Annotated in this window: 28 protein-coding genes; 12 read left to right on the top strand and 16 right to left on the bottom strand. The window is 66.5% G+C overall.

All coding sequences use genetic code 11. The annotated features are described in order from the left end of the window. Positions 1 to 36: 36 nt before the first annotated feature. The 4 genes from QRM96_RS05820 to QRM96_RS05805 all read right to left on the bottom strand — a co-directional run bounded on the left by QRM96_RS05820 (position 37) and on the right by QRM96_RS05805 (position 4501). Positions 37 to 1071 (bottom strand): cyclase family protein, encoded by a 1035-nt coding sequence (locus tag QRM96_RS05820; protein WP_285318802.1) that lies wholly within the window; start codon positions 1069 to 1071, stop codon positions 37 to 39. Further along, positions 1068 to 2030 carry a fumarylacetoacetate hydrolase family protein gene (locus QRM96_RS05815; RefSeq protein WP_285318801.1) on the bottom strand — a complete coding sequence of 321 codons (963 nt, stop codon included), beginning with the start codon at positions 2028 to 2030 and terminating at the stop codon, positions 1068 to 1070. The genes QRM96_RS05820 and QRM96_RS05815 overlap by 4 nt, the downstream gene beginning before the upstream one ends. A gap of 7 nt (positions 2031 to 2037) precedes the next feature. Beyond that, positions 2038 to 3057 (bottom strand): VOC family protein, encoded by a 1020-nt coding sequence (locus tag QRM96_RS05810; RefSeq protein ID WP_285318800.1) that lies wholly within the window; start codon positions 3055 to 3057, stop codon positions 2038 to 2040. 274 nt (positions 3058 to 3331) lie between these two features. Then, complete coding sequence (locus QRM96_RS05805; protein WP_133831348.1) at positions 3332 to 4501, bottom strand: ABC transporter substrate-binding protein; 1170 nt, start codon at positions 4499 to 4501, stop codon at positions 3332 to 3334. 246 nt (positions 4502 to 4747) lie between these two features. Here QRM96_RS05805 and QRM96_RS05800 point away from each other — a divergent pair, with 246 nt between their 5' ends. The 4 genes from QRM96_RS05800 to QRM96_RS05785 all read left to right on the top strand — a co-directional run bounded on the left by QRM96_RS05800 (position 4748) and on the right by QRM96_RS05785 (position 6635). Next, on the top strand, positions 4748 to 5104 hold the full coding sequence (locus QRM96_RS05800) for an ArsR/SmtB family transcription factor (RefSeq protein WP_285318799.1): 357 nt from the start codon (positions 4748 to 4750) through the stop codon (positions 5102 to 5104). Further along, positions 5097 to 5540, top strand: a complete 444-nt coding sequence (locus QRM96_RS05795; RefSeq protein WP_165837967.1) for an SRPBCC family protein — start codon at positions 5097 to 5099, stop codon at positions 5538 to 5540. Before QRM96_RS05800 ends, QRM96_RS05795 begins: the two co-directional genes overlap by 8 nt. A gap of 17 nt (positions 5541 to 5557) precedes the next feature. Beyond that, positions 5558 to 6166, top strand: a complete 609-nt coding sequence (locus QRM96_RS05790; protein ID WP_208294378.1) for a maleylpyruvate isomerase family mycothiol-dependent enzyme — start codon at positions 5558 to 5560, stop codon at positions 6164 to 6166. A gap of 322 nt (positions 6167 to 6488) precedes the next feature. Continuing rightward, on the top strand, positions 6489 to 6635 hold the full coding sequence (locus QRM96_RS05785) for a lmo0937 family membrane protein (RefSeq protein ID WP_109044233.1): 147 nt from the start codon (positions 6489 to 6491) through the stop codon (positions 6633 to 6635). Positions 6636 to 6689: 54 nt separating this feature from the next. Here the strand turns inward: QRM96_RS05785 and QRM96_RS05780 are convergent, their stop codons facing one another. Next, entirely contained in the window at positions 6690 to 7970 is a 1281-nt protein-coding gene (locus tag QRM96_RS05780; protein ID WP_026264843.1) for a Y-family DNA polymerase, read from the bottom strand. 26 nt (positions 7971 to 7996) lie between these two features. After that, positions 7997 to 8428, bottom strand: coding sequence for a LexA family protein (locus QRM96_RS05775; RefSeq protein ID WP_026264842.1), 432 nt, complete (start codon positions 8426 to 8428; stop codon positions 7997 to 7999). Between the two features lie 89 nt (positions 8429 to 8517). On the opposite strand from QRM96_RS05775, the gene QRM96_RS05770 reads away from it, so the two are divergent. The 3 genes from QRM96_RS05770 (at position 8518) to QRM96_RS05760 (ending at position 10550) form a co-directional block, all read left to right on the top strand. Next, positions 8518 to 9336 carry an HAD family hydrolase gene (locus QRM96_RS05770; protein WP_285318796.1) on the top strand — a complete coding sequence of 273 codons (819 nt, stop codon included), beginning with the start codon at positions 8518 to 8520 and terminating at the stop codon, positions 9334 to 9336. Between the two features lie 106 nt (positions 9337 to 9442). Further along, the gene (locus QRM96_RS05765) at positions 9443 to 9706 is read left to right on the top strand and encodes a hypothetical protein (RefSeq protein ID WP_285246709.1); all 264 of its coding nucleotides are present in this window, start codon (positions 9443 to 9445) and stop codon (positions 9704 to 9706) included. Positions 9707 to 9734: 28 nt separating this feature from the next. Continuing rightward, positions 9735 to 10550 carry a glycerophosphodiester phosphodiesterase family protein gene (locus QRM96_RS05760; RefSeq protein ID WP_018762713.1) on the top strand — a complete coding sequence of 272 codons (816 nt, stop codon included), beginning with the start codon at positions 9735 to 9737 and terminating at the stop codon, positions 10548 to 10550. Between the two features lie 12 nt (positions 10551 to 10562). On the opposite strand, the gene QRM96_RS05755 is transcribed toward QRM96_RS05760, so the two are convergent. The 3 genes from QRM96_RS05755 to QRM96_RS05745 form a co-directional block, all read right to left on the bottom strand. Further along, on the bottom strand, positions 10563 to 11594 hold the full coding sequence (locus QRM96_RS05755) for an EAL domain-containing protein (protein WP_026264838.1): 1032 nt from the start codon (positions 11592 to 11594) through the stop codon (positions 10563 to 10565). A gap of 175 nt (positions 11595 to 11769) precedes the next feature. Next, positions 11770 to 13320 (bottom strand): putative bifunctional diguanylate cyclase/phosphodiesterase, encoded by a 1551-nt coding sequence (locus QRM96_RS05750; RefSeq protein WP_018762711.1) that lies wholly within the window; start codon positions 13318 to 13320, stop codon positions 11770 to 11772. 19 nt (positions 13321 to 13339) lie between these two features. Then, positions 13340 to 14983, bottom strand: coding sequence for a sensor histidine kinase (locus tag QRM96_RS05745; protein ID WP_285318793.1), 1644 nt, complete (start codon positions 14981 to 14983; stop codon positions 13340 to 13342). Between the two features lie 207 nt (positions 14984 to 15190). Between QRM96_RS05745 and QRM96_RS05740 the strand changes: the two genes are divergently transcribed. The 4 genes from QRM96_RS05740 (at position 15191) to QRM96_RS05725 (ending at position 18631) form a co-directional block, all read left to right on the top strand. Beyond that, on the top strand, positions 15191 to 15967 hold the full coding sequence (locus tag QRM96_RS05740; protein ID WP_133831457.1) for a class I SAM-dependent methyltransferase: 777 nt from the start codon (positions 15191 to 15193) through the stop codon (positions 15965 to 15967). 153 nt (positions 15968 to 16120) lie between these two features. Beyond that, a complete protein-coding gene (locus tag QRM96_RS05735; protein ID WP_018762708.1) occupies positions 16121 to 16585 on the top strand; it encodes a hypothetical protein in 465 nt (154 codons plus the stop codon). Positions 16586 to 16620: 35 nt separating this feature from the next. Beyond that, positions 16621 to 17430: an SDR family oxidoreductase gene (locus QRM96_RS05730; protein WP_285318791.1), complete on the top strand. Its 810-nt coding sequence runs from the start codon at positions 16621 to 16623 to the stop codon at positions 17428 to 17430. Positions 17431 to 17506: 76 nt separating this feature from the next. Beyond that, positions 17507 to 18631: a glycerate kinase gene (locus tag QRM96_RS05725; RefSeq protein WP_285318789.1), complete on the top strand. Its 1125-nt coding sequence runs from the start codon at positions 17507 to 17509 to the stop codon at positions 18629 to 18631. Between the two features lie 33 nt (positions 18632 to 18664). Here QRM96_RS05725 and QRM96_RS05720 read toward each other — a convergent pair whose 3' ends face one another. Next, complete coding sequence (locus QRM96_RS05720; protein WP_285318787.1) at positions 18665 to 19189, bottom strand: DUF6328 family protein; 525 nt, start codon at positions 19187 to 19189, stop codon at positions 18665 to 18667. Positions 19190 to 19329: 140 nt separating this feature from the next. On the opposite strand from QRM96_RS05720, the gene QRM96_RS05715 reads away from it, so the two are divergent. After that, positions 19330 to 19683 (top strand): hypothetical protein, encoded by a 354-nt coding sequence (locus QRM96_RS05715; protein ID WP_018762704.1) that lies wholly within the window; start codon positions 19330 to 19332, stop codon positions 19681 to 19683. Between the two features lie 263 nt (positions 19684 to 19946). On the opposite strand, the gene QRM96_RS05710 is transcribed toward QRM96_RS05715, so the two are convergent. The 6 genes from QRM96_RS05710 to QRM96_RS05685 are packed head-to-tail and all read right to left on the bottom strand — an operon-like array spanning position 19947 to position 25959. After that, positions 19947 to 20948, bottom strand: coding sequence for a sugar phosphate isomerase/epimerase family protein (locus tag QRM96_RS05710; RefSeq protein ID WP_285318785.1), 1002 nt, complete (start codon positions 20946 to 20948; stop codon positions 19947 to 19949). A gap of 23 nt (positions 20949 to 20971) precedes the next feature. Then, the gene (locus tag QRM96_RS05705) at positions 20972 to 22162 is read right to left on the bottom strand and encodes a Gfo/Idh/MocA family protein (protein ID WP_285318784.1); all 1191 of its coding nucleotides are present in this window, start codon (positions 22160 to 22162) and stop codon (positions 20972 to 20974) included. A 19-nt stretch (positions 22163 to 22181) separates the two neighbouring features. After that, the gene (locus tag QRM96_RS05700; RefSeq protein ID WP_018762701.1) at positions 22182 to 23309 is read right to left on the bottom strand and encodes a Gfo/Idh/MocA family protein; all 1128 of its coding nucleotides are present in this window, start codon (positions 23307 to 23309) and stop codon (positions 22182 to 22184) included. After that, the gene (locus tag QRM96_RS05695) at positions 23306 to 24058 is read right to left on the bottom strand and encodes a sugar phosphate isomerase/epimerase family protein (RefSeq protein ID WP_018762700.1); all 753 of its coding nucleotides are present in this window, start codon (positions 24056 to 24058) and stop codon (positions 23306 to 23308) included. Before QRM96_RS05695 ends, QRM96_RS05700 begins: the two co-directional genes overlap by 4 nt. Positions 24059 to 24103: 45 nt before the next feature. Then, a complete protein-coding gene (locus QRM96_RS05690) occupies positions 24104 to 24997 on the bottom strand; it encodes a carbohydrate ABC transporter permease (RefSeq protein ID WP_018762699.1) in 894 nt (297 codons plus the stop codon). Continuing rightward, entirely contained in the window at positions 24997 to 25959 is a 963-nt protein-coding gene (locus tag QRM96_RS05685; protein WP_018762698.1) for a carbohydrate ABC transporter permease, read from the bottom strand. Before QRM96_RS05685 ends, QRM96_RS05690 begins: the two co-directional genes overlap by 1 nt. Positions 25960 to 25968: the final 9 nt, after the last annotated feature.

Genomic DNA, 25968 nt, shown 5'->3' with positions numbered 1-25968 from the left:
GACGGCGTTACTGCTGGTGGTTTGTTGTAGTGAAAGCTACCGGACGGCGATCGGGTTGACCGGTGATCCGACGGCCCCGGTGATGGGGAGCGGTGCTGCGGTCAGCAGGAAGTCGTACCTGCCGTCCGCCGCGCATGCCTCCGCCAATGCGTCGGGGTCCCACATCTCGCCCAGGAACAGGCCCAGGTTGGGGATGGCGATCTGGTGGAGTGGCTGGAATGCGCCGTCGAACTCGTTGGGCCGGACCTCGAAACCCCAGGTGTCGGTGGCGATGCCGGCGATCTCGCTGCGGTGCAGCCAGGGTGCCGTGCTGAAGGACAGCCCCGGGGCCGAGCCACCGGCATAGTCGCCCCAGCCGTCGCGGCTCACCCGGGTGTACTGCCCGGTGCGGATCACGACGATGTCGCCGCGCCGCACCTCGGAGCTGGGCCCCTGGAGTTCGATGGTCCGCTCGAGGTGCTCGGGGGTGATGGCGAACCCGTCCGGGAGCTCGCCGTCGTCCCGTCCCAGGTCGGGACCAAGCGCCCGGCCGACGTCGAGGAGGACGCCCCGGGTGACGATCTTCGCCGCGGCGGTTTCGATTCCGGTGACCAGGTCGCCTTCGGAGGTGACGACGTCGCCGGCGGCCCGGCCGTTCCAGGCCTTGCCTTGGTCGAAGATGTGGCCCAGGCCATCCCACTGAGTGGAGCATTGCAGCGGCATGGCGATCACGTCGTCAGCGCCGCCGAAACCGTGCGGGAAGCCTTGGTTGCCGCGTTCAGCGTCAACGCCCGTGTCCGTCATGGTGTGGACCGGGTTGGTGCGGCGGCGCCAGCCTTTTTGCGGACCGTTGGTATCGAAGGGTTGGGAGAGCGAGAACGCCTCCCCGGTGCTGACGAGCGCGGCGGCCTCGACCCGCTTGGCGGCGTCGATGAAGTTCAGGGTGCCCAGGACGTCGTCCTGGCCCCAACGGCCCCAGTTGCTGTGTTCCCGGGCCATGGCGCGGATGCTGCCGAGCGGGTCTTCACGCCGGATGGCCGGGGAATCAGTACTTGATTCCCCGGCGCCGGTTGCTGTGTCCTGGGTGGTCACGGCTTGCTGCTTTCGGTTGGAGTTTCGTCCTTGCAGTGGATGAACTGGGTGCCCAGCCCGGTGATGGTGCCTTCCATGACGTCGCCGTCCTGGAGCAGCCGTCCCCAGTGCTGGCCGTTGCCGGCCGGGCTGCCTGTGAGGATAAGGTCGCCGGGGCGCAGCGGCATGATCTGCGAGGCTTCGCTGACCAGTTTGGCAACGCCGAAGATCATGTCCTGGGTGGACTCGTCCTGCATGGCCTTGCCGTTGAGCTTGAGCGTCACCTGGACGTCCTGCGGGTCGCCGAAGTACTTGGCCGGCACCAGCAGCGGGCCCGTGGGCAGGAAGCCGGGGGCGTTCTTGGCGCGGTACCAGTCCGAACCGATGGCGGGCATGTCCTTGCGGAAGACGTACTCGCGGGTGGTGATGTCATTGACCATGGTGTACCCGAAGACGTGCTCCAGGGCTTCTTCGGGGGTGACCCGGAACGCAGTCTTCCCGATCACCGCGGCCAGTTCCAGCTCCCAGTCGTGGGACTTGCTGTAGGCGGGCAGGGTGAGGTCGTCCGTGGCGGACGCGACCGCCGTCGGAAGCCCGATGAAGAAGTACGGCGTGCCCTGGCCCGCGCGCTTGTCCATCATCTCCGCAGTCTTGGCGCGCACCTCTTCCGCGTCTTCGCCCGGCTCGCGGTGCGCCACGGCCAGGTCGATCACGTGCTTGCGGTAGTTCGCGCCGGTCTGCAGGATCTGGGCCGGCTCCACGGGGGCCAGGACCTCGACGTCGGCAATCGCCAGGCCTGTGTCCTCGCCTGCAGAGGCGGCCAGCGAGTCCAGCTGGCCTTCGGTGGTGTCCCAGTGCTCGATCAGGGAGTTGATGTCCTCGTCCAGGGGCAGGACCCTGTCATCAACCAGCAGGCCCGCGCGGGCCTTGCCGCCGCCAGGCTCCTGGAACCGGATGAGTGCGTAAGGTGCTTCGGCCATGGTGCCGTTAGCCCCGTCCCTGCTTGGCGTACGGGTTCAGGAGGGCTTCCTTCATCTCCGGCGACGCGCCTTCCTCGGTGGCCGTGAAGCCTTCAGCCGGTGGGAACGATTCGGTCATGGAGTGCGGCATGGCGCCGTTCTTGTAGAAGTTGTTGGAGCCCTCCGACGGCTTCCAGGTGTTGGCCTCCCAGTCCGGGACGTAGTTGCGGTAGCCGCCGGAGTTCAGCTCGACGCGCAGGCCGGACGGTTCGCGGAAGTAGAGGAAGTTCTGCTCGCCCACGCCGTGGATGGAGGGGCCATATTCCATGGGGGTGCCGTTTTCCATCATGACGTCCGCGGTGCGGAGCAGGTCCTCTGTGGTGTCCACCCAGAAAGCGATGTGGTTGACTCGGCCGGCACGCTGGGACGTGTCCTTGACGACGCCGAGGTCGTGGGACTTTTCGTTGGTGGTCAGGACCGAGAACACGGTGATGGGTGCTTCGTCCAGGTCCACGAAGGCCATCACGCGGAAGCCCAGGGCATCGCCGTACCACTTGGCGAAGCCGCGCACGTCGGAGGCTGCGACGGTGACGTGGTCGAGGAAACGCGGTGCTGCGGCGTGGCTGCTGCGGCGCTCCGGCCGGTCCGGGTAGGTGGATTCGAAGCCGGGCTCGGCGACGAACTTTTCCACGTCGTAGAAGACGCGCATGTGGTGGCCGTAGGGGCCCGTGAATTCGTAGGCCTTGCCGTAGCCATGGCCGCCTGCGGTCCAGGTGCCCTGCACGCCGGTCGCTTCGATGCGCTGGGCGGCTGCTTCGAGGGCGGCCTGCGAGTTGGTGCGCCAGGCCATCCGGCCCAGCGATGCTTCCGGTCCTTCGGTGACCACCAGGCTGTAGCGGTAGTAGTCGCCCCAGCAGCGGAGGTAGACGTTGCCGTCCACACGGTCGACGACGCGCATGCCGAACTTTTCCTCGTAGAACCGTGCGGACGCTTCGACGTCCGGGCTGGTGATTTCGAGGTGGGCAAGATGGGAGAGGGGAGTTTCCACGTTGAAGTCCTTCTGGGTTTTACCGGCTGCGGTTTGGTGCAGGTCCTGTAATCACTGTGAGGCACTTCATATATTCGGGGAATGGCAGGTTTTCGATATCAGATATCCGCCACGCTGATACTCCCCCCGGCAACGCCCGCTCACTTGTTGCTCCCAAAACGGCAACGCCCGCTCACTTGTTGCTCCCAAAACGGCAACGCCCGCTCACTTTCCCGAAAGAAGTGAGCGGGCGTTGACCGAAAAGGGGTAATAAGTGAGCGGGCGTGCGGCGGGACTATTCCTTGCCGAGCCCGGCTGCCGAGGTCTTCTCGCCGGACACGCTGTTGAGCGCCCGCAGGTCGAAGATGCCGTTGATGTCGGCCTGCTTGGTGGTACCGGCGGTCACGCCGTCGGCCAGCAGTTTCTGGTAGGTTCCGGCAAGCGGGTCCACAGTGAAGACGATGTTCTTCAGGGACCGGTCAATGACATCCGGCTTCAGCTCCGCGCCGGCGGCTTCCTTCAAGGCGGAGTTGATCACCGTGGCCTTGTCGGCGGCAGAGGCGTTGTTGAGCCACTCAACCGATTTCACGTGGCCCTTCAGCAGCGCCTTGACGGTGTCCGGGTGGTCCGCCGCGAACTTCTGGTTGACGATCAGGATGGTGGTGGGGAACTCGCCCGGCTTGCCCGAAAGGGAGCCGTCCCACAGGTCCTTTTCATCCACCAGCACCTTGGCGCCGGCGTTCAACACCAGGCGGGAGGCCCAAGGCTCGGGCAGCCACGCGCCGTCGAGCTTTCCGTCCTGGAACAGCTTGAGCGTCTGGGCGTTCTCGGTGGGGTTGATGGCGACGTCGCCACTGCCGTCCACGTTCGTTTTGTAGCCCTGTGATGAGAGCCAGGCCCGAAGGGCGACGTCCTGGGTGCCGCCCAGCTGGGGGGATGCAAGGGTCTTGCCCTTGAGGTCTGCGGCGGAGGTGATCTCCGGCTTGACCACAAGCTGCGCCCCGCCGGCGGCGGCTCCGGCGATGATGCTCACCGATTGGCCTTGGCTCTTGACGAACGAGTTGATGGCCGGGTTGGGGCCGATATAGGTGGCATCGATGGCGCCTGCGTTCAGGGCTTCGATGGCGGCCGGACCGGCATTGAAGACCTGGGTGCTGAGTTTGGTGCTGCCCAGTTCCCCGGCGATAAAGCCTTTGCTGACGCCCACCAGGGCCGGGGCGTGCGTGACGTTGCCGAAATAGCCCAGCTTCAGCTCGGCTGCCGGATTGCCGGCCGGGGCGCTTTCCGGGGTTGCGGCCGGGGCGCCAGTGTTGACGGCTGAGGCGACGGCGGCGCCACCGCCAACCAGGGCCAGGATTGCGGCGGCAATGCCGATTTTCAGGCCCAGGGGGCGCTTGGGTTTGGCTGACTGGCCGGCCACGATGCGTGTGGACTTCTGCGGACCGTTGTCCTGCGGGTTGGTCATGGGGATTCCTTTGCTGGGGCGGATGCTGAGACGAGGTTACGGAGCGCCCACCAGGCCCACAATCGTTCGTGTCGTACTGGTTCACCCGGCGACGCGAACGCGCAACGTGGCGTCGCGAGGCGTCAAAAAACGTCGTGAAGCGTCTTTTTGCGGGTGGCAGCGCCAGCCCGGAAGCCACCTTATTTTGCTTGACGGTTAATTAGCTAATAAGTAAAATATAGGGATGGAGAAATTCTGGAGCCCCGCATGACAGTTGCGGAAGATCAGCGGCTCGACGCGATGTTCAGTGCGCTTTCCGACCCGACGCGCCGGGCCATCGTGGTCCGGCTCGCCGCCGGCGACGCCACCGTCAACGAACTGGCGGAACCGTTCAACTTGAGCCTTCCGGGTATCTCCAAGCATCTGAAGGTTCTCGAGAGATCGGGATTGATCAGTCGAGGCCGGAAAGCCCAGTTCCGCCCCTGCCACCTGGAGTTGCAGGCCCTCGATGTCGCTGCCGGCTGGATCGAGGAGAACCGGCGCCTTTGGTCCGAGCGCTTCGACAAGCTCGACCAACACCTCCGCAACCTGCAGGAACCCCCGAATGGAGACCGCCATGAATGAGAACACCCTCCGCTTCACCCGCATCTTCGAGGCGCCACGGCAACTGGTCTTCAGCTGCATGGTCGAACCCGAGCATTTGACCCACTTCTGGGGTCCGGCCGGCGTCACCACGCCCTTGGACACAATCACCGTGGATGCCCGCGTCGGGGGTGCCTTCACCACCGTCATGGTCAACGACCGCGACGGCAGCACCTACCCGACCAGCGCACGGTACGTTGAGGTGACCCCGCCGGAGCGCCTGTCGTGGATTGAGGACCACTCGGGGATGACCGTGACCATCACCTTCACCGAGCTGGGATCGCGCCGTACCCAAGTCGACATCGAACAAACGAACGTTCCGGAGCCAATGCTCGATCCCGCAGCCCAGGCCGGATTCCTCACCTCGCTGGACCGCTTCGAGGCCTACCTGGCACAGCACGCCGGAGCCCACCGATGAGTGCGGACAGCTACTCCATGGCAAACATAGCGGCCGAGCGGCGGGCCTTTACCAAAATCCTGGAAGTGCTGCCGCAACAGGCGTGGGACGCCGCCTCGCTCTGCGCCGGCTGGCGCGTGCGGGAAGTCGTCGCGCACATGGCCATGCCCCTGCGCTTCTCCACCCCACGGTTCATCGGCGAGTTGCTCCGCTCGCGCGGCAACTTCGCCCGCATGGCGGATCGGGTCGCCCGCCACGACGCCCAGGAGCCGGTCAGCACCTTGCTTCACCGCTGGCGCGCGAACGAGGACACGCTGTGGAAACCGCCCGGCGGTGGACTCCAGGGAGCCCTTACCCACGACATCGTCCATGGCCTGGACATCACCATCCCGCTCGGCCTCAAACACCCGGTCAGTGATGCAAGCCTCCGCACGGTACTCGATCATGCGACCAGCCCCCTCAGCCGGAAGCATTTCCGGCTTGACCTGGCCGGCGTCCGGCTCGAGGCCACAGACCTGGACTGGGCCTTCGGCGACGGCGAGCCCCTCCGCGGCGCCGCCCACCACCTCCTGATGGTGCTCATGGACCGCCGGCTGCCCAGCGGGGCCCTCGACGGCGGGGCAACTGCCCGGTTCACCACCGCCTGATCCTGCCCGGCCCCGGTGCGTTCCAGGAGAGCTGCGGGGATTTTGCATCCATGCGCGAAATCACGCACAAAGGGGACACGTCTATTTTTTTGATGCCCTGCCATTTCCAGCAGGGGCGTCCTGAAATAGTCTGGGATTTGCCACACAATTTCGGTGTGGCGATTCAGCAGGCCACTGCGACGTTTTACCGGCCGTGCTGATGAACGGAAGCGGCATGGGGGCCTGGAGTGGGAGGTAGGGGTGTATTCCTTGCAGTAGGCCCGGCTGAGGCGCCGTACTGCACATGCAGCAGTTCCAGCCAATAACAATGCAGGAGAAATTCATGTTGCTTTGGATCGCTATTATCATCGCCGTTCTCTGGCTCCTCGGACTGCTCGCCAATATTGGCGGCGGGCTCATCCACATCCTTTTGGTTGTTGCCGTGGTAGTCCTGATCTTCCACTTTGTCCGCGGCAGGTCCCGCGCCTGATGGCCACGAGGGTCCCCGCCGCCGGCCTTGGTGCCGCCGGCGGGGACCCGAAGGTCAGGCGGCCTTGACCAGCGGCAGTTCGTCCCAGTGGGTTGTGTACCGGGGTGAACGCATATTGCGCTTCATGGTCCAGTCAAGGCCGGACTTGACGCCTGCGTACCCCAATCCAATGGAACCGCGCCCAAAGCGGCGGCTGACGTCCTCCAGCAGCGGCCCGATGCCGCGTTCCTCGTGCCGGTTCTCGAAAGGCTCCAGCGGTGGCTGGTTGCCGGTGGGCCGAAGATCGGTCAGCATCAGGCCCGCCTTCGCATACCTGAGCCCTTCCCGGATTTTCGGCAGCAGAGCGTGCGCGGCCCTGGTGAGCAGGAGCGGATCCGCGGTGGGCATGGGAAGCCGGACGCACACCGTAGGATACGCCTGCTCCTGGTTCCGGAACGGCGAGGTGGCTGCGAACGCCGTCAGCACCTTTGCCTGGAGGCCGTGTTTGGACAGCCGTGCGCTCGCCTGCTGGCTGTAAATGCCCAGCACCTCCCGCACACCGGCAGAGGTGGTCACCGGGGTGGCGAACGAGCGGGAAAAGATCAACTGGTCGCGGCCAACGCGCTCCTCCTCCATGGGAATGCAGGCAGTGCCGCGCAGTTCGAGGACGGTGCGCATCAGCACCACCGAAAACTTGCCCCTGATCGCCACCGGGTCGGCGTGCATCAGGTCCAGCACGGTAAAGATCCCCATGGCATTCAGGCGCTTGGCCAGGCGCCCGGCGACGCCCCAGATCTCGTCCACGGGCAACCGGCCCATCAAGCCCTCCCGCACCGGCGGCGGCACTGACTCCCAGAGGCACACCCCGCCAAATGCGGGATTGTTCTTGGCCCACTTGTTGCACAGCTTGGCCAGTGTTTTGGTGGGAGCTATCCCTACGCACACCGGAACCCCGACGTGGCGCAGCACGGCCTCCTTGATCCGGCGGCCAAGGACCAACAGCTGGTCCGGTTCGCCCTTGACGCCGAGGAACGCCTCGTCAATGCTGTAGACCTCCAGCCACGCCGAGTAGCGGCCGAGAAGTTCCATGACTCGGGCGCTGATGTCCCCGTACAACTCATAATTGCTGGACTTGGCCACCAGGCCCCATTCCTTGGCCCGCGGCGCGAGCTTGAACCAGGGCTCCCCGGTGGAGATGCCGAGGGCTTTCGCCTCGGGGGACCGGGTAACCGCGCAGCCGTCATTGTTGGACAGGACCACGAGCGGCCGGCCCTCCAGGGAGGGATCGAAGGCGCGCTCCGCCGACGCGTAGAAGCAGTTGACGTCCACATGGGCGATCTGCGGCATCCTCCGCATGGGGGCCGGCTTAGCCACGATGCACTTCACACATGATGGAGGCACCGGGTGGCAACGCCCCAGATGGTCAGCTCGGACAGGGCCGGTACCCGGATGTCCGGATACCGCGGGTTTTCCGCCTGCAGCACCACGCCGTTGCCGGTGATGCGCAGGCGCTTGACCGTCAGTTCTCCGTCCAGGACGGCGATCACCACAGACCCGTCCCGCGGTTCCAGGGCCCGGTTCACAATGAGTTCATCGCCGTCGCTGATGCCCGCGCCTTCCATGGAGTCCCCGGTTACCCGGACCACGAACGTGCTGGTGATGTCCTTGATCAGGTGGGCGTTCAGGTCGATCCGGCCATCGAAGTAGTCCTGTGCGGGCGACGGAAACCCCGCCGCCACTGCCACGGGCGAGATCAGCACCGATAACAAGGAGACGCCCGCATCTATCACGCGGGGACCAATAATAACGCCCACAACACACCTTTATTCGAATATATGTTCGATACTTCAGTGTAGCCCCGCAGGCCGACAACGGGAGCCGGCGGCCAACGTAGACTTGCAGGATGCGGTTGGTTGCGAGCGATATTGACGGAACGATCCTTGGGCACGACGGAAAAATCAGCCCGCGCACCATACGCGCCTTCCACGCCTGCCGGGATGCCGGCGTCGAACTGGTCTTCGTCACCGGGCGCCCTCCGCGCTGGCTGCACCCGCTTGAGGAGCAGCTGGGCCACGCCGGACGGGTGATCTGCTCCAACGGTGCCGTCGTCTGGGACCTGGAAGCGGACCAACTGGTATCCGCCCGTGCGCTGGCCACCGCTGCTGTCCTGGAAATCCGCCGCGTCATCAAGGAACTCCGTCCCACCGCGCTGTTCGCCGCCGAAACGCTCACCGGGTTCCACCTTGAGCCGGGCTTCATCGAAAACGAATCCAGCGAACTCCTCGCCGAATTCACTCCGGCGCCGCTCCATGAAACGCTCACCGGGGACGATTCCGTGGTCAAATTCCTGGCCATTGTCCGGGAGGGCACCCCGGACGACTTCCTCGCCGAGGTGGCGCCCGCCGTCGAACACCTGGCCGCCGCCACGCACTCCTCGCCCGGCGTCGCCATGCTGGAACTGTCCCTCCCGGGCGTGAACAAGGCCGTCACCCTGGCCGAGTACGCGGCCGCACTGGGCATCGATGCCGCCGACGTGGTCGCCTTCGGCGACATGCCCAACGACATCGAAATGCTCCGCTGGGCCGGTCACGGTTACGCGATGGCCAGCGGCCACCCCGAGGCCATCAGGGCGGCGGGCCGGCAGGCACCGCATTTTGACGACGACGGCGTGGCCCAGGTCCTGGAGGCCAGGCTGGCAGCCTTGGGCGTCCAGTTTTCCTGACTCCCGCCCCGTACTTCCAGCTGGCGCTCACCTGGCGTTTACCTTTCGTCTGTACCGTCAAGGCTGGAGGGTTCGCCCCTCACCGGCCGGCTCACAGGGGGTTCCGATGGCACGAAGCGTCAAACAGCGCGCAGCAGATGCGCCGCTGCGCAAGGCAACGCCTGATCCGCACTGGAAGCAGTTGCGCCAGGGCGACAGGGTCCGCGTCCTGCTGTCACCCGGCTTCCAAGCGAGCGGGGTAGTGGACACCATTACCGCAGACCACAGCGCCGTCTGGGTCCACCTGGATGGCGGCCGCGGACGCGTCCTGCTGCACTGCGGCGACGGCGTGGACATCCTGCCCTGTGGCGAGACCGACTGCCGGGACTGACGGTGCGGGCCTCGGGTACGCTCGCAGGGTGACCCTGCCCTTTTTTCAACACCCCGACGACGCCGGGCGGCAGCTTCCCATCGCCATGGCCCACCGGGGCTTCTCGGTGGACGGGCTGGAAAACTCCATGGCCGCGTTCCGCGCCGGCATCGAACTCGGCTTCCGCTATCTCGAAACGGATGTCCACACCACGGCGGACGGCGTGCTGCTGCTGTTCCACGATGAATTCCTGGACCGGGTGACCGACGGCAGAGGCAGGGTCGGGGATCTTGCCGCCGCAGAGGTGGCGAAGGCGCGGATCGACGGCCGTGAACCCATTCCCACGTTCGACGAGCTGGTCACCGGCCTGCCGGAGGCCAGGCTGAACCTCGACGTCAAGGACTGGGATTCGGTGCGGAGCACTGCCGCCGCGATCGAGCGGCACCAGGTGCACCACCGGGTGCTGGTCACCAGCTTTTCGGACCGGCGGCGGCGGGCGGTGCTGAAGCTGCTCAGCCGGCCGGTGGCCTCCTCCGCCGGCGTGGCCTCGAATGCCCTCTTCACCCTCCTGGGACCTGTCCTTCCGCGGGCGGCCTTCCGCCGGATCATGCGCCGGCCGCTCCGCGATATCCAGGCATTGCAGGTTCCCGTGCGGTACGGACGGGTCCCCGTGGTCACCGCAGGCTTCATCCGCCGCGCCCACGACCTTGGCCTGGTGGTGCATGTCTGGACCATCAACGAGGCCGCTGAGATGCACCGCCTCCTCGAGCTGGGGGTGGACGGCATCGTCACGGACCGTGCGGACCTGCTGCGCGAGGTGCTCAGTGCACGCGGCCAGTGGCCGCCGGCGCAGGAACCCCGGTAGGTTCCGTGCCGGCTACTCGCCGGGGCTGGCCAGGTGGCGTTCCAGGCCGTCCACGTCCAGGCGGGTGTTCCAGTTGGCCCAGTCCTCAGGCCGTACCGAGGGGCGGCCCAGCAGGTAGCCCTGGCCGGCGCTGATGCCGAGTTCCGTCAGGACCTTCAGCTCGCCCACTGTCTCAATGCCTTCGGCCACCAGGGTGATGCCGATCTGGTCCGTGAAGTCCACCAGGCAAGCGGCGAGGGCGCGCTGGACGCCGTCTTTGTCCACGTCACCGATCACGTTGCGGCCCACCTTGAGGAAGTCCGGGCGCAGGTGGATCATGCGGCTCAGGGCGCCGGCTCCGGTGTGGGTGTCGTCCACGGCGATCCGGAGGCCCTTTTCGCGGAGGGGATTGAGTGCGGAGATGAACTGAAGGTATTCCTCTTCCGGAATGTCTTCCGTCAATTCGAGCACCACCCGGTCGATGGGGAGCTCGATGTGCTCGAACAGTTCGGGCAGCCGCGGGTCCATGCAGGACGTGGGGGAGATGTTGAGGGACACGTAGAGGGAACCGGGCAGGTCACGGGCAGCTGCTGCAGCCGAGCCAAGGGCTGAGAACTCGAGGTTCGCGCCCAGGCCCACGGCCTCTGCCTCGGCAAACCAGAGTTCCGCGGTGGCGCCGTCGTCGCTGACGAAGCGCGAGAGCGCCTCCACACCCACCACGGCCTTTCCTTCCAGCCCGTAGATGGGCTGGAAGGCGGTCATCAGCATGTGGTTTTCCAGCAGGGCGCTGATCCGGGAGGCGCTGCGGATGGCGTCCAACTGTTCGGCCAGCTTCGGTGGCAGTACGGGCGGCGCCAGGCGCATCTGCCGTACGGATTCAATGGTTTCCGCCGTGTTGGCGTCGCTCCTCCGGGCCTCCAGGAGATATTCCAGCAGGGCCCGCTCGGGCACGCCGGGATTCTCATCGAGGCTGTCGCTCAGCCGCTGCCGGACAGCGGCCCCCGCGGGATCCGTATCCGAGAGTACTGCGGCGATAATTCCCCATGCTTGTACACGAACCGACATTAGCTACGCCCCCAGTTGACGAAGTAATGACCCATTGGCCCATTAATGTTCAATTTCAAAAACGCCTTTTAGAGTCCGGTGCTGCTGTGAGACCTGAAATTCCGCGGCGACGAAAAAGCCCGACACCGCACGCTGATCGTATAACGGCGGCCACAAAAGCGCAGTAGTTTGCGCACTACTGGTTAGCGCTTTCCGCCCGCTCTTTCAATAAACCTGGAATCTGGTCGGGCGGGACCGGCCGGCCGAAGTAGTAGCCCTGGGCGCTGCGGCAGCCCAGGCTGCGAAGGATTTCCGCCTGCTCCGCCGTTTCCACGCCCTCCCAGACAGCTTCCAGCCCGCAGGCACGCACCAGCTGGAGGACTGCTGCCACCAGGCCCGGCTGGCTGGGATCGCTCTCCAGTCCGGTGATCAGCGACCGGTCAACCTTGACCCGGTCCACCGGCAAACGGCGGAGGTAGCTGATGGATGAGTAGCCCGTGCCAAAATCGTCAATTTCAATGCCCACGCCCAGGCCCCGCAGGCCGCCCAGCGAGTATCGGTCCAGCTCATTGCCCTTGACGATTGCCACTTCCGTCAGTTCCAGGACCACCTGGTCGGGCCGCACGCGGGTTTCTTTCAGGACGTTGCGCACGTCCTCGATGAACTGCAGGCTTTGGAGGTCCGTGGCGGAGATGTTGATCCGCACGGAGAAATCGCTGTCCACCAGCGAGCTGTCGATCCATTCCCGCAGCTGCCACACAGCGGTCCTGAGGACCCACAGGCCCAGCTCGGAGATCAGCCCCGCCTCCTCCGCCAGCGGGATGAACTCGTCCGGCATGATGAAGCCCCGGGTGGGATGGTTCCAGCGGACCAGCGCCTCCACGCCCTCGACGCGTCCGGTGTTGAGCTCAACCACCGGCTGGTAGTAGAGGGTCAGGCCATCCTCCTTGATGGCTGCGCGCAGGTCATCCACCAGCTGGCTGCGGAGGCGCCGCATCAGCAGCAGCGCGGGTTCGAACCGGTGCAGCTTGTTCTGGCCCTCCGCCTTGGAGGCGTACATGGCGACGTCGGCCTCCATCAGCATGTCCTCCGGGCTCTGGCCTTCGCTGCCCAGGCTGAGCCCGATGCTGGCACCGCAGCGCACGCTGCGGCCGGGGAGCTCGATGGGTTCGCTGAGCGCCGCCAGGATGCGGTGCGCCACGATGGCGGCCTGGTCCGGTGATGCCGTGGGCATCACGATGGCGAATTCGTCCCCGCCCAGGCGGGCTACGACGTCGGAAACGCGCACCGCGCCCCGCAGCCGTTCGCCCACGGTCACCAGCACCTGGTCGCCGGCGGTATGTCCAAGGCTGTCGTTGATCGACTTGAACGAGTCCAGGTCCATCAGCAGGATTGCCGGGCACTCGCCGGCCGGTTCCAGGGTCCTTCCGTCCACGGCCAGCAGCGCGGTCCGAAGGGCTTCGATGAGGGCGGACCGGTTTGCCAGGCCGGTCAGGGGGTCCTGCATCGCCATTTTCTGCATTTCCAGGTGGGCTTCGTGCAGCAGTTGGGTCCGGACCTGGACCCGCTGTTCGAGTTCCTGGTAGATGATCTCCAAGTCCTCGGCGAGCAGGTTGGTGCCCATGATGATGGCGTCCAGTTCGTCCCGGGCGGGGGAGACCTCAATCCGGGAGGTGAGGTCGCCGGAAGCGAGCCGGACAATGCCTTCCAGCAGCTGGGAAAGCCGGGGGTCGTCGTCGGCAAACATTGCCAGTCCTCCTTCCCGCTTAGTTGACCTGGGCGTGGTCGGTGCCTAGGGGAAGGCTGACCGTCACCGTGGTCCCGGCGCCCAGGGTGGAGGCCACATCGATGCTGCCGCCGTGGCGGTCCACGATGTCCTTGGAGATGGCCAGGCCCAGGCCGGTGCCCGGGATGGCCCCGTTCATGGCGTTGGAGGCCCGGTAGAAGCGGGTGAACACATGGTTGATCTCGTCGCTGGAAATGCCGATTCCGGTGTCGGCGATCCGGACAGTGGCCCATTTGGATCCGTCGGCACCGGCGTAGGACTCACTGCCCACCTCGATGCGTCCGCCGCTGGGGGTGAACTTGATGGCGTTGGACACCAGGTTGGTAAAGACCTGCTGGAGCTGTACCTCGTCGGCAAGGATCTCCGGATCCTCTGGAACGGGATCGACGTCGATGGTGACGTTCTGCAGCGTGGCCAGCGGCCGCAGTGCGGCGGCCACCAGGTCAAGGGTCTGCCCCAGGCGTACGGGCGCCAAGTGCATCACGGTGTCATCCAGTCCGCCACGCGAGACGCTGAGCATATCCTCGATGAGCGTCCGCAGCCGTTCGGTGTTGCGGACCACGATGTCCAGCATCTGGTGGACTTCCTTGGATACCGGGTGTTCAGTGCTCTCCTGGATCATGTCCAGGTAGGCCATGATCGAGGTCAGCGGCGTCCTCAGCTCGTGGTTCACGGTGGCCAGGAAGTCCGTCTTTGCCTTGTCGAGTTCCCGCAGCTGTTTGACCACCTGCTGCTGGCTGTTGATCAGGTGGCTCTGGATCAGTCCGTACGCGGCGTTGCCCGCCACGTGCTGGATCAGCCCGAGCTCGGCGCTGGACCAGGTCCTGGGCCGCTCCATCATGGCGATCCAGATGATGCCCAGGGACGAGTTTCCTTCGCCGATGGGAACTGCCAGGGTGGAGGCGGCCCCGGCTACAGCGGGTGCGGGCCTCGCGGGGGCATCCGCATCGGCCTCGCTGCCGTCGGCAGACAGCGTTTCCGTGCCCGCCCAGAGCGCATCCGCCGTGGCACGGGCTTCGTCCTCGCCAGGCAGGGCTTCGGGGCGCAGCTCCACGAGCCCGCCCCGGCGCCAGGTGGCCGTGATCACCGGGACCCTGTGGTCCTCGAAGGTGGAAAGGACAACGTAATCGGCCTTGAAGGTCCGGCCGAATCCGGCCACGACGTGGTCGGCAATTTCCTGGGGATTGTTGGTGGCGCGCACCGCCGCGGACACTTCACGCAGCTGTTCGCGGAGCCCCTCCGCCTCCTCCCGTGACGCGCGGCGGCGGGATGCCTGCTCGATAAGGACCGACGCGCGGTGGACCAGTTCCTGCGGTGCGGGCGGCTTGGTGATGCAGTCGTGGATGCCGGGCGGGTTCGCTGCCCCAATGTCCGCCGGATCGTCCAGGTCCACCATCACCAGGACCGGGGCGGTCGTCCGGACCGCTGACAGCGGCGCGTCCGCGACGATGATGGAAGGCTCGCCGGCAGCCAGCAGCCGGGCCAGGGACGCGGCGTCGGCGGCTTCCAGGACGGTGTAGCCGGCCTCCCGCAGGGCGTGTGCGTTAAGGGCCAGGCGCCCGGCGTCGGGATCGGCAACGACGGCGGTGCGGGGCAGGCGCACATCACTCGGGACAGCCGTCACAGTGCTCCCTTCCCTCCCAGTTGAGTACATTGTAGGGGGATGCAGGGTGCAGGGGGCCACTACGGCCGTCCCGCGCCCCAACCGCCGCCCCGCGCCGGGGCGCGCCGTAATGTAGCGCAAGGTGCGCCGCCTGCGGGAGCGGGAACATATATTTGAGCCGTGTCCTCCCGAACCAAATCGACGTCGTCCGCCTGGCGGAAGTACTTGTTGATCCCCAAGCTCGTCAGGTTGTCCCGGAGTGCTCCGAAGGACCGGCATAAGGCGTGGGACCAGTATTGGGCCGGTATCACCGCCACGGGCCCGGGCGGCGAGGTCCTGTGGGATTCGGGCAGCGACCACGAGTTCCTCGGCTACCGGGACAACCTCCTGCGCTACCTGGACCCGGCCCTCCCGGTGGTGGACGCCGGTTGCGGCCACGGCGGTTTCACCCGGGCGCTCGCGGGTGTCTTCCCGCGGGTAATTGGCGTGGATGTGTCGCCGCACGCGGTTGACATAGCGCGGCGGCAGTCCGCAGGAGCTGCCAACCCTGCTTTCGAAGCGCTCGACATGACTGCACCGGGCGCCGGCGCTGCCCTGGCAGAGTCAATCCATGCGGGTGCTGATGGCGCCAACGTCTTCATTCGCGGAGTCCTGCACGTCCTCGATCCCGCCCACCAGAAGGCGCTCGTGGAAAACCTGGGGACCTTGGCCGGCAACCGCGGCACCGTCTTCATGGCGGAAACCAACTTCCACGGGAACCCGGTGGAGTACGTGTCCCACCTCGGTGCCACCACGCGCGGCATCCCGGCGCCGCTGGAACTGGCCATCCGCGGGCTGCCGATGCCCGGCCACTTCGGCCCCGAAGAACGCGAACGGGCGTTCCCGCCGTCGGACTGGGAACTCCTGGAAGACGGCCACGCTGCCATCGAAACCAATCCGGTCACGGGCGTCCCCGGGCAGGACCGGGTGCCCGGATATTACGCGGTGGTCCGGCCCCGGCGGTAGCGCGCTGGGCCTGCTTTTCCGCACGTTTCCGCAGGCCTGTGGGTATCTCCGCAGGCCATCCACACAGTCCTGGCGCGGGTCCTTGACATGGAGCGGATCCGGAGGCTCTATGGTAAGTACGCTTATCAATTGGCCGCAGGAAAGGAAAGAGCTGTGGCAGGGGACCAAGGCAACAGCACCCGTCAGTTCATTCCGTCCGGGGCGCTCCGCAGGCTGCTGCTCCCGCCCACCTACGGGCGGCATGTCACCGAGGTTGCCGAATTCACCATCCTGTCCGTGGAGGTGTGGGCGTCCGGGCTGGTGGTCAACATCCACCTGCCCTCGGACGGTGCGCCCGAGCCGCGGCTCACGCTCCAGGATCACTTCGGGACCGAATACACCCTGCAGGATTCGGCCACGGTGGGCACCCGCAACCTGCAGGTCTTTGCCCCGTCGGTGCCTCCCGGCACCAGAAGCCTGACCGTCAGGTCCGCGGACGACGACGGCCGGCCCGTGGTGACGTTCGCCGTGCCGTGGATGTCTGCGCCCGAGAGCCCGCCCACCCTGGCCGCCGGACCACGCGGGCGCTCCAGCGGCACCGACGGGCCCTACGAGCCGGAACTCCGCCGCCCCGCCTGACCTGCTACCCGCCTGCCCCCGATGAAAGGCCCGCCATGCCGGACACCAGCAATTTCACGCCTACCGCTGCCATCGTCACTGCCTCCGATTCCGGGATCGGCAAGGCCACCGCGGTGGCGCTCGCGCGCGCCGGCCTGGATGTTGGCGTCACCTGGCATACGGACAGGGCGGGTGCCGAGGGTACTGCCGAGGAAGTTCGGAGCCTGGGCCGGAGGGCCGTAGTCCGGCAGCTGGACACCACCGAACTCCGTGCTGCCGCCGGAGTCATCGACGACCTCGCCGGGGAGCTGGGTGGCCTGGACGTCTTTGTGAACAACGCCGGCACCGGGGCGAACACCAGGTTTTTGGACATGGGCATCGACGACTGGATGCGGATCCTGGATACCAACCTCAATGGGGCCTTCGTCTGCCTGCAGGCCGCGGCCCGGTACATGGTCCGCGCCGGCAGCGGCGGGCGCCTGATTGCGGTGTCCAGCGTCCATGAGTTCCAGCCCCGCGTCGGCTCCTCCGCCTACGATGCCTCCAAGCACGGCCTCGGCGGCCTCATGAAGACGCTTGCCCTGGAACTGGGCCAGTACGGCATCACGGCCAACACGGTGGCCCCAGGCGAGATCGCCACGCCCATGACGGGGCAGGAGGACCAGGACCCGACGACGATCAGGCGGCCCGGTGTCCCGCTCGGCCGGCCGGGGCACGCGCGGGAGATCGCCGACGTCATTGCGTTCCTCGCCTCGCCCGCCTCCAGCTACGTGACCGGTGCGGCCTGGGTGGTGGATGGCGGGATGCTGCAGATGGGACCGCAAGCGGGCTCCCACCTCGCCGGCGACGAATGGCGCCAGGGGTAACAGCACTTCCGGCGCCCTGGGCGTCCGTATTACGATGGCAAGCGCTTTCCCGGCGGATACTGGCATGATGGAGCGCATGCGCATTCTTATTGCTCCGGACAAATTCAAGGGGTCCCTCACGGCGGCAGAAGCGGCCGCCGCCATCGCCGAAGGGGCACTGCGGGTCTACCCGGATGCCGTGGCCACCCAGTTCCCCATCGCCGACGGCGGAGAGGGGACCCTGGAGGCCGCCGTCGCGGCCGGGTACGAGGAGCGGCTCAACGCCGTGGTGGGACCGATCCTTGCCCCCGTCGGCGCCGCCTGGGCCATCCACAAAGGGGCCGACGGCACGGTCACGGCAGTGATCGAGACGGCCCAGGCGTCCGGACTGGCCGACATGGAACCGACCCCTGCCAACGCCTTGCGCGCCCACAGCTACGGCTGCGGCCAGCTCATCGCCGCCGCCCTGGACGCGGGCGCCACCGAGATCGTGCTGGGCCTGGGCGGTTCGGCAATGACCGACGCCGGGAGCGGCGCCCTGCGCGCCCTGGGATTGAAGCCGCTTGATGGTGCCGGGAATGTGGTGCCGCTGGGCGGCGGGTCGCTGGCCGACGTCGTATCCCTGGATACATCCGGGCTGGACCCGAGGCTCGCGGCCACCACCTTCCGGATCGCCGTGGACGTCCGCAACCCGCTGTATGGACCGTCCGGTGCAGCCCACGTCTTCGGCCCCCAGAAGGGTGCGGACCCGGAAGCTGCCGAACTGCTCGACGCCGGCCTGCGCAACTGGGCATCCATACTGCGGGAAGTGACGGGCCGGGACGTGAACGTCCCCGGGGCGGGCGCCGCCGGCGGCTTCCCGGCGTCGTTCCTTGCCTTCACCGACGCCACGCTGGAGGGCGGCTTCGCGCTGGTGGCCGGCCTGACCGGCCTGGCCGGCCAGCTGGACAGCGCAGACCTGGTGATCACAGGGGAGGGGTCCATGGATTCGCAGTCGCTGACCGGCAAAGCGCCGATTGCGCTCGCGGATGCAGCCCGGGAGCGCGGGATTCCGGTCATCGTGGTGGCCGGCCGGATCCTGGTGACCCTCGAAGACCTCGCCAAGCATGGCGTGGTGGCAGCGGCGCAGTTGCTGGACGTGGCAGCGAGCCCGGACGACGCCGTCGCCAACGCGGGCAAGTACCTCGCCTGGGCAACAAGCCAGGTGCTCGAAGGCGCCTAGCCGGCCAGGGGTTGCAGGGCGCCCAAGTCCGCCTTACTGCGCCTTGCCGGGAGGAAGCGGGGCGGGCTTCCCCGAAGCCCGCTTGTTGAGTCGGAACGGAACGAATACCAACAGCACCACCATGATGCCCAGCAAAGCTCCGCCGGCAGAAACTCCGGCCGAGCGCCCGGCCGCGACGTCGAAGACGAGGGCTGCCGTGCCCGCGCTGAGCAGGGCGATGCCGCCAAGGGCAATCTTGGTGATGGTGTCCGCGCTGGACACCAGTGTTTCCTTCAACCGTTTGCGGAACAGCCTGCGGTGCACGCTCACCGGAAGGAGGATGAAGGCGGTGGTCAGGGCCGCCACCACGACGTTCGCGAGGTAGAGGGCCACCTCTACGCCATCAAGCGTTTCAAACCGCTGCTGGAACGGCAGCGTCAGCAGGAAGCCGGCCAGGATCTGCACCCCGGTCTGGAGCACGCGAAGCTCCTGCAGGAGTTCTGCCCAGTTGCGGTCCAGCTGCTCCTCGCGGGTCTCATTCCGTCCCGTCCGGCCCGTGTAGTCCTCAACATTGGACACCGGTGCTCCTTCCTTGCAGGCCAAGTACCAGGTCTTCTTTCTACTCCTCCCGTACCCGGAAACAAGGCATCCCGTTGCACTTGCACCCAGACTTGATAAGTTTGCTGATTATCACCCGCAGTTGGCACACAGGAGGAAGCATGACGCAGGAAAACCAGCAGGCTGAACCCGAGTCCGCCCCGGGCGGTTACGGCACCCCCACTGCCGAGCAGGAAGCGGCCGGTACGCAGGGCCAAGGGTCCGGTGGCGGGTCTTCCGCCGGCGCGGACACCAACGAACCGCAGCAGGGAGCGGGCCAGGAACCCGTGCCCCACGACATGGACCTTCCGTCCAGCGCCGCGGAAATCGATGAGTCGAATGACGATTCCCAAGGTTCGGCGCCGGTTTCCTCCGAATCCGGCGAGGAAGCCACGGGCCTTCCGGACGGCAGCGGAAACGACCTCCCGCAGGAGGAATCGCCCAATGACGACGACGAGAGCTTTGACGCCGGATAAAGCGACCTAAGACGGTGGCCCCTGGATCAGATACTGGAACCAGGGGCCACCGTTTTTGCTGTATGGGCCTATGCTGTATCAGCCTCCGTGGGAGTTGTTCGACGCCGGTGCCATCTGCACGGATCCGGGCGAGCTGGGCATGACCGTGCGTGGTCGAGAAAGACTCCGTGTGGCCGTCATTGGCGGACAGGAAGATGGTTTCGCCATCAGGATTCGATCCACACCTCGCACTGCTGCCCCGGCCGGAGGGTCCGCACGCCGCGTCAGTCGTTGCTGCTGAAGGCGGCGTCGAAGCTGGTTTGGGAGGCGGGGAAGTCGTACTTTTTCAGGGCGGCGAGGGCTTCGGGGGCTCCGTGGAGGCGGTCCATGCCGGCGTCCTCCCATTCGATGCTGATGGGGCCGTTGTAGCCGATGGCGGAGAGGGCCCGGAAGGAGGCTTCCCAGGGGACGTCGCCGCGTCCGGCGGAGACGAAGTCCCAGCCGCGGCGGGGGTCGCCCCAAGGCAGGTGGGAGCCCATGACGGTGTTGCGTCCGGTCTGGCGGATCTTGGTGTCCTTGCAGTCCACGTGGTAGATCCGGTCCTTGAAGTCCCAGATGAAGGAGACGGGGTCGATGCCTTGCCACATCATGTGCGAGGGGTCCCAGTTCAGGCCGAATGCTTCGCGGTGGCCGATCGCTTCGAGGGTGCGGACGGTGGTCCAGTAGTCGTAGGCGATCTCGGAGGGGTGGACTTCGTGGGCGAACCGGACGCCTTGTTCGTCGAAGACGTCCAGGATGGGGTTCCAGCGGTCGGCGAAGTCCTGGTAGCCGGCGTCGATGACTTTTTCCGGGACGGGCGGGAACATGGCCACGTACTGCCAGATGGCGGAGCCGGTGAACCCGACCACGGTGTCCACGCCCAGTGCTTTGGCGAGCCGGGCGGTGTGTTTCATTTCCTCCGCGGCGCGTTGGCGCACACCTTCGGGGTCGCCGTCGCCCCAGACTTTGGAGCCGACGATGGCCTGGTGGCGGAAGTCGATGGGGTCATCGCAGACTGCCTGGCCTTTGAGGTGGTTGGAGATGGCCCAGACTTTGAGGTTGTACTTGTCCAGGATCTCGAGTTTGGACTCGACGTAGCCGGGTTCGTCCCAGCGCCAGGCGTCCAGGTGGTCGCCGGAGACGGCGATTTCCAGTCCGTCGTAGCCCCAGCCGGAGGCCAGGCGCGCGACTTCTTCGAAGGGCAGGTCGGCCCACTGGCCGGTGAACAGGGTGAACGGGCGGGGCATGGGGGCTCCTTGGTGGTGGGGCGCTAGTGGCGCACGACGGTGAGGGTGCTCTTATTGGCTGCGGATTCCTCCACGGCGTCCAGGACGTACTGGACGTTCAGTCCTTCTTCGAACGACGGCGACGGCTGGGTTCCGTCCCGGACCGCCAGCAGGAAGTCGCGGACCTGGTGGGTGAAGGTGTGTTCCCAGCCGATGATGTGTCCCTGCGGCCACCACGCTTCCAGGTAGGGGTGCTCGGGTTCGTTGACCAGGATCCGGCGGAAGCCCTGCTCCCGGGTGGGGGCGGTGGCGTCCAGGAAGCCGAGTTCGTTGAGGTTTTCCAGGTCGAACAGGAGGCTGCCCTTCTCGCCGTACACCTCGATCTGGAGGGCGTTCTTCCGGCCGGTGGCCACCCGGGAGACCTCCACTGAGGCGACCGCCCCGGAGGTGAGGGATAATGTGGCCCAGGCGGCGTCGTCGACCGTCACCTCTTCGAGGCCGCCTGCGGGACCACTTGTGCCGGGACGGCGGTCCACGAAGGTGTGCAGCCGGCCGCTGACCTCGCTGACCTGGTCGCCGAGGAGGAAGAGGACCTGGTCGATGGCGTGGCTGGCGATGTCCCCCAGCGCGCCGGACCCGGCGGTTTCCTTTCGCAGCCGCCAGGTCATGGGCGCCTGCGCATCGGCGAGCCAGTCCTGGAGGTAGGCGGCGCGGACGTGCCGGACCGTGCCCAGGCGTCCCTCGGCGATCAGTTCCCTGGCCAGGGCAAGTGCCGGGACGCGCCGGTAATTGAAGCCGATCATCGACTGCACGCCCCGGGCACGGGCCTTGGCGGCAGCGGCCGTCATGAGTTCGGCCTCGGCCAGCGTGTTGGCCAGGGGCTTCTCCACCAGCACGTGCTTGCCCGCCTCCAGCGCTGCGATCGCGATCTCGGCATGCATCCACCCCGGCGCGCAGATGTCCACGATGTCGATGTCATCCCGTTCAATCACGGCGCGCCAGTCGGTGGCCGACTCCGCCCAGCCGTACGCGGCCGCGGCCTCGGCCACGGCGGTGGCGTCCCGGCCCACGAGGACCTTCTGCTCGAAGGCCGGGACGTCGAAGAAGCTGGCCACGTTCCGCCATGCGTTGGAGTGCGCCTTGCCCATGAAGGCGTAACCGATCGCGGCCACACCCAACGGGCGGCCGGACCGTCGGGAGGGCGTGGAATCGGAGGGGTGTGCGGGTGTGCTCATGATGCGTTCCTGCTGCCTGTCAGAGGGTGGCGGTTTCCGGAGCCCAGTCCTCCGGGATGGCGGAGGATGCCGGGGCGGAGCTTTCGACGTCGATGAACGTGCCGGAGTCGATGGACTCACTGATCGAAACCATGGTGTCCAGCACGTGGTACGCCAGGTCGCCGGTGGCCCTGTGGGCTGTTCCTGCCCGCAGTGAGCGAGCCATGTCCAGCACGCCCATGCCGCGGCCGTTAGCGGGCCCGGTGGCGGGAACGGTGGTCCAGTCCTCGTCGCCGGCGCGCCAGAGCTTGATCTCGCCGGTGAAGTAGTTGGGGTCCGGCAGCGACAGGGTTGCTTCGGTGCCCGTGATCTCCACGAAGCCCATCCGGGTCCGGGGGGACTCGAAGGAGAAGACGCTGTGCGAGGAGGCGCCGGACTCGAACTGCGCCATGGCAGAGACGTGGGTGGGCACCTCGACGGTGAACTTCTCGCCCGCCTTGGGGCCGGAACCGATCACGCGCACATCCTTGGCCTTGGACCCGACGGCGGCCACCTTGCGGATGGAGCCGAACGCCTGGACCAGGGTGGTGAGGTAGTACGGGCCCATGTCGAACAGCGGGCCGGCACCGTGCTGGAAGAGGAACGCCGGGTTGGGGTGCCAGGACTCCGGGCCGGGGGTCTGGAACGTGGTCATCGCCGTCAGCGGGGTGCCGATGTCGCCGCGCTGGATCAGGCGCAGGGCGGTCTGGATCCCGGCACCGAGGAACGTGTCCGGGGCGCAGCCCAGGCGGATACCGGCGGTGTCCGCCGTCTTGAGCAGGCCCAGCCCGGACTCGCGGTCCAGGGAGAAGGGCTTCTCGGTCCAGACGTGCTTGCCGGCGTTGACGGCGGCGGTGGCCACCTCCACGTGTGCTGCCGGGATGGTGAGGTTGACGATGATTTCGACGTCGGGGTGGTTCAGGGCCTTCTCCACCCCGCCCCACTCGGGGATGCCGTACTCCTTGGCCCGCGCCTCGGCGGCCTCCTCGAAGAGGTCCGCGATGACGTGGACCTTCAAGTCCGGGAACGCAGTGAGGTTGTCCAGGTACTGCTTGCTGATCACCCCGGCGCCGATCACGCCGACGCCCACCGGGCCCTTGCGGGAAGATTTTGCTGCGGGCGTGCTCATGCGTTGGCCCCCTCGGCTGCGGTGTTGCTGTTCAGGAAAGCAAGGCTTTCGGCGATGCCTTCGAAGATGTCACCGGCGTAGTCGTCGAACTCCACGACTCCCACTTCAAGCGACGTGGCCGCGGCGATCACGTCCATGACCGGCACTTTGCCCTGGCCCGCCGGCTGCTGGGCCTTGTTGTCCCTGGTGAGGGGGCCGTCCTTGATGTGGATGAACTTCACCCGGTCACCCAGCTTTGCCAGGATGTCCACCGGGTCCTGCCCGCCCACGGCTACCCAGTAGGTGTCCACTTCGAGGACGAGTTCCGGGTCCAGCAGGGATTCGAAGTATTCCAGCGCGGTGCGGCCGTCGATTATGGACTCCAGCTCCCAGGCGTGGTTGTGGTAGCCCACCCGGATGCCGTACTCGGCCCCCTTCCTGGCAGCCTGGTTGAGCTTTTCGGCGGTGGCTTGGATGTCTTCGGCCTTCTGCCAGTGCTCGGCGGGCAGGAACGGGTCAATGACCGTGCTGATGCCCAGTTCCTTGGCCGCGGTGAAGATCTCGTCCTGGTCCTGGCTCATCAGCGGGGCGTGGCCGGACGGTGCGGTGAGGCCGTTCTCTTTCAGGGCTGCGCCGAGTTCCTTGGCCGTGGCTACGAAGTTGTAGGGCTCCACCTGGGTGAAGCCGATATCAGCAACCTTCTTGATGGTGCCGGGCAGGTCCTCGGAGATGGCGTTGCGGAGCGTGTAGAGCTGAAGCGAGTAGGACATGGGTTTCCTTAGCGGTGTTGGGAAGCGGTTGGTCGAATGCGGCGGTCAGCGGCCGGCGAGGGAGCCGCCGATGCCACCTACGCTGAAGTATTTGTTCAGGGCGGCGAACACGATGACGGGCGGAAGCATCATGACCACGGCCAGGGCCATGACTGAGGTCCAGTCTGTCGCGTTTTGCTGGAAGAAGGACTGCACGCCCATGGGAAGGGTGAAGATTTCGTTGGAGCGGAGGAAGACGATGGCCACGAGGTAGTCGTTCCAGGCCAAGAGGAAGGCGAAGATGGCGGTGGAGAGGACGCCGGGGAGGGAGTTTCGGAGGACCACTTTGGTGAAGGATCCGAAGACGGAGCAGCCGTCGATCCAGGACGCTTCCTCGAGGCTGATGGGGATGGAGTCGAAGTATGCGGCCATCATCCAGGTGGCCACCGTCATGGTGGAACCGACGTAGATGATGGTCAGGCCCAGGAGGTTGTCCACCAGGCCCATCCCGGCGAACAGGATGAACAGCGGCACCACCGAGGTGATGATGGGCAGCGACTGCATGACGAACAGGAGCAGGGAGTAGCCGGAGACGGCCTTGGACCGGCCGCGGGAGAGGACGTAGCCGGCGGGTGCGGCCACCGCCACCGATACCACCACGGTGGAGAGGGTGGTGACCAGGCTGTTCTTCAGCCAGGTGGCGGCAAGGGTCTTGGAGAACACGTTGCTGAGGTTCTCGAAGGTCAGGCCGGTGGCGGTGCTGTTGGGACCGGGGGTGAAGGCGAGCACGATGGTGACCATGATGGGCACCAGCACGATCGCGGTGATGATGAGGATGGCGATGAACCGCCACCAGCGGCCGCGTTGGCCGGCTTCGGAGAGTACCCGGCGGGTGTTGCCTGCCTGGCCGACTCCCAGGGCCGGGCCGGATTGGGGATGGGCGTGGACTGCTGCGCTCATTATTCGACACTCGACTTTCGGATCTGGCGGTACAGGATGACCGAGATGACCACCAGGGTCATGGTCATGAGGAAGGCGATGGCCACGCCGGGGCCGGTGGCGAAGTCCTGGAACACGGTGCGGTAGGCCAAGACCACCAGGGAGGTGGTGGCGTTGACGGGTCCGCCGCCGGTGAGCAGGTAGATGGTGGGGAAGTCGTTGACGCAGAAGATGGTCATCAGGATCCAGCTGATGTAGGTGGAGCGGGCGATCAGCGGCAGGGTGATCTGGGTAAATTGCTGCCAGCGGCTGGCGCCGTCCATGCTGGCGGCCTCATAGACGGTGGTGTCCACGGAGGCCAGGGCGGCGGAGATCATCATCATCATGAACGGGAAGCTGACCCAGACTTTGAAGACCATCACGGTGATGGAGGCCAGGGTGGGGTCTGCCAGGAACAGCGGGGTGCCCAGGCCAAGGTTCCGGAACAGCGCGGGAATCAGGCTGTCCGGGGTGGCCACCAGCCAGTTCCAGGCGGTGGAGGACACCACGATCGGCACCACCCAGGGCAGGAGCAGCAGGACCTTGAACGTATTGCCGGCGGGGATCTTGGTGCGCAGGAGCAGGGCGAGGCCCAGGCCCACGAGCCAGGATCCAAACACGCCGACGATGGTGAACCAGAGGGTGAACTGGGCGGCTTTCCAGAACGCCGGTGAGCTCAGGACAGTGGAGAAGTTCTGGACGCCCACGAAGTTGCCGGTCTGGAGCAGGTCGCCGTCGTGCGTAGCCTGGACCGCGGCGTAGATCAGCGGGTAGCCGTGGATCAGGACCAGGAGGACCACAGAGGGGAGCAGGAGCCAGAAAAAGGTCCTGGTGGCCTGGGCCGAGAGCTTGCTCTTGCGTTTGCCCGGGGCGGCCCCGGACCCGCCGGGGGCAAGCCCGCGGCGGGCCCGGGCGAGGCCGGATTGTGCAGTGGTGGAGGACATGGCGGGCGC

This window comes from Pseudarthrobacter sp. lyk4-40-TYG-27 (genome assembly GCF_030209295.1).
In the GTDB taxonomy this organism is placed as follows: domain Bacteria; phylum Actinomycetota; class Actinomycetes; order Actinomycetales; family Micrococcaceae; genus Arthrobacter.
Note: the sequence above shows the minus strand (reverse complement) of the source record. Positions and strands in the feature narration are given on the sequence as shown.

What these genes read in the sequence shown, in the direction of transcription:
- QRM96_RS05815 (WP_285318801.1), bottom strand. Translation starts at nt 2,030, where the DNA reads ATGGCCGAAGCACCTTACGCACTCATCCGGTTCCAGGAGCCTGGCGGC.
- QRM96_RS05805 (WP_133831348.1), bottom strand. Translation starts at nt 4,501, where the DNA reads ATGACCAACCCGCAGGACAACGGTCCGCAGAAGTCCACACGCATCGTG.
- QRM96_RS05800 (WP_285318799.1), top strand. Translation starts at nt 4,748, where the DNA reads ATGACAGTTGCGGAAGATCAGCGGCTCGACGCGATGTTCAGTGCGCTT.
- QRM96_RS05795 (WP_165837967.1), top strand. Translation starts at nt 5,097, where the DNA reads ATGAATGAGAACACCCTCCGCTTCACCCGCATCTTCGAGGCGCCACGG.
- QRM96_RS05790 (WP_208294378.1), top strand. Translation starts at nt 5,558, where the DNA reads ATGGCAAACATAGCGGCCGAGCGGCGGGCCTTTACCAAAATCCTGGAA.
- QRM96_RS05785 (WP_109044233.1), top strand. Translation starts at nt 6,489, where the DNA reads ATGTTGCTTTGGATCGCTATTATCATCGCCGTTCTCTGGCTCCTCGGA.
- QRM96_RS05780 (WP_026264843.1), bottom strand. Translation starts at nt 7,970, where the DNA reads ATGCGGAGGATGCCGCAGATCGCCCATGTGGACGTCAACTGCTTCTAC.
- QRM96_RS05770 (WP_285318796.1), top strand. Translation starts at nt 8,518, where the DNA reads ATGCGGTTGGTTGCGAGCGATATTGACGGAACGATCCTTGGGCACGAC.
- QRM96_RS05765 (WP_285246709.1), top strand. Translation starts at nt 9,443, where the DNA reads ATGGCACGAAGCGTCAAACAGCGCGCAGCAGATGCGCCGCTGCGCAAG.
- QRM96_RS05755 (WP_026264838.1), bottom strand. Translation starts at nt 11,594, where the DNA reads ATGTCGGTTCGTGTACAAGCATGGGGAATTATCGCCGCAGTACTCTCG.
- QRM96_RS05750 (WP_018762711.1), bottom strand. Translation starts at nt 13,320, where the DNA reads ATGTTTGCCGACGACGACCCCCGGCTTTCCCAGCTGCTGGAAGGCATT.
- QRM96_RS05730 (WP_285318791.1), top strand. Translation starts at nt 16,621, where the DNA reads ATGCCGGACACCAGCAATTTCACGCCTACCGCTGCCATCGTCACTGCC.
- QRM96_RS05725 (WP_285318789.1), top strand. Translation starts at nt 17,507, where the DNA reads ATGCGCATTCTTATTGCTCCGGACAAATTCAAGGGGTCCCTCACGGCG.
- QRM96_RS05715 (WP_018762704.1), top strand. Translation starts at nt 19,330, where the DNA reads ATGACGCAGGAAAACCAGCAGGCTGAACCCGAGTCCGCCCCGGGCGGT.
- QRM96_RS05710 (WP_285318785.1), bottom strand. Translation starts at nt 20,948, where the DNA reads ATGCCCCGCCCGTTCACCCTGTTCACCGGCCAGTGGGCCGACCTGCCC.
- QRM96_RS05705 (WP_285318784.1), bottom strand. Translation starts at nt 22,162, where the DNA reads ATGAGCACACCCGCACACCCCTCCGATTCCACGCCCTCCCGACGGTCC.
- QRM96_RS05700 (WP_018762701.1), bottom strand. Translation starts at nt 23,309, where the DNA reads ATGAGCACGCCCGCAGCAAAATCTTCCCGCAAGGGCCCGGTGGGCGTC.
- QRM96_RS05695 (WP_018762700.1), bottom strand. Translation starts at nt 24,058, where the DNA reads ATGTCCTACTCGCTTCAGCTCTACACGCTCCGCAACGCCATCTCCGAG.
- QRM96_RS05690 (WP_018762699.1), bottom strand. Translation starts at nt 24,997, where the DNA reads ATGAGCGCAGCAGTCCACGCCCATCCCCAATCCGGCCCGGCCCTGGGA.
- QRM96_RS05685 (WP_018762698.1), bottom strand. Translation starts at nt 25,959, where the DNA reads ATGTCCTCCACCACTGCACAATCCGGCCTCGCCCGGGCCCGCCGCGGG.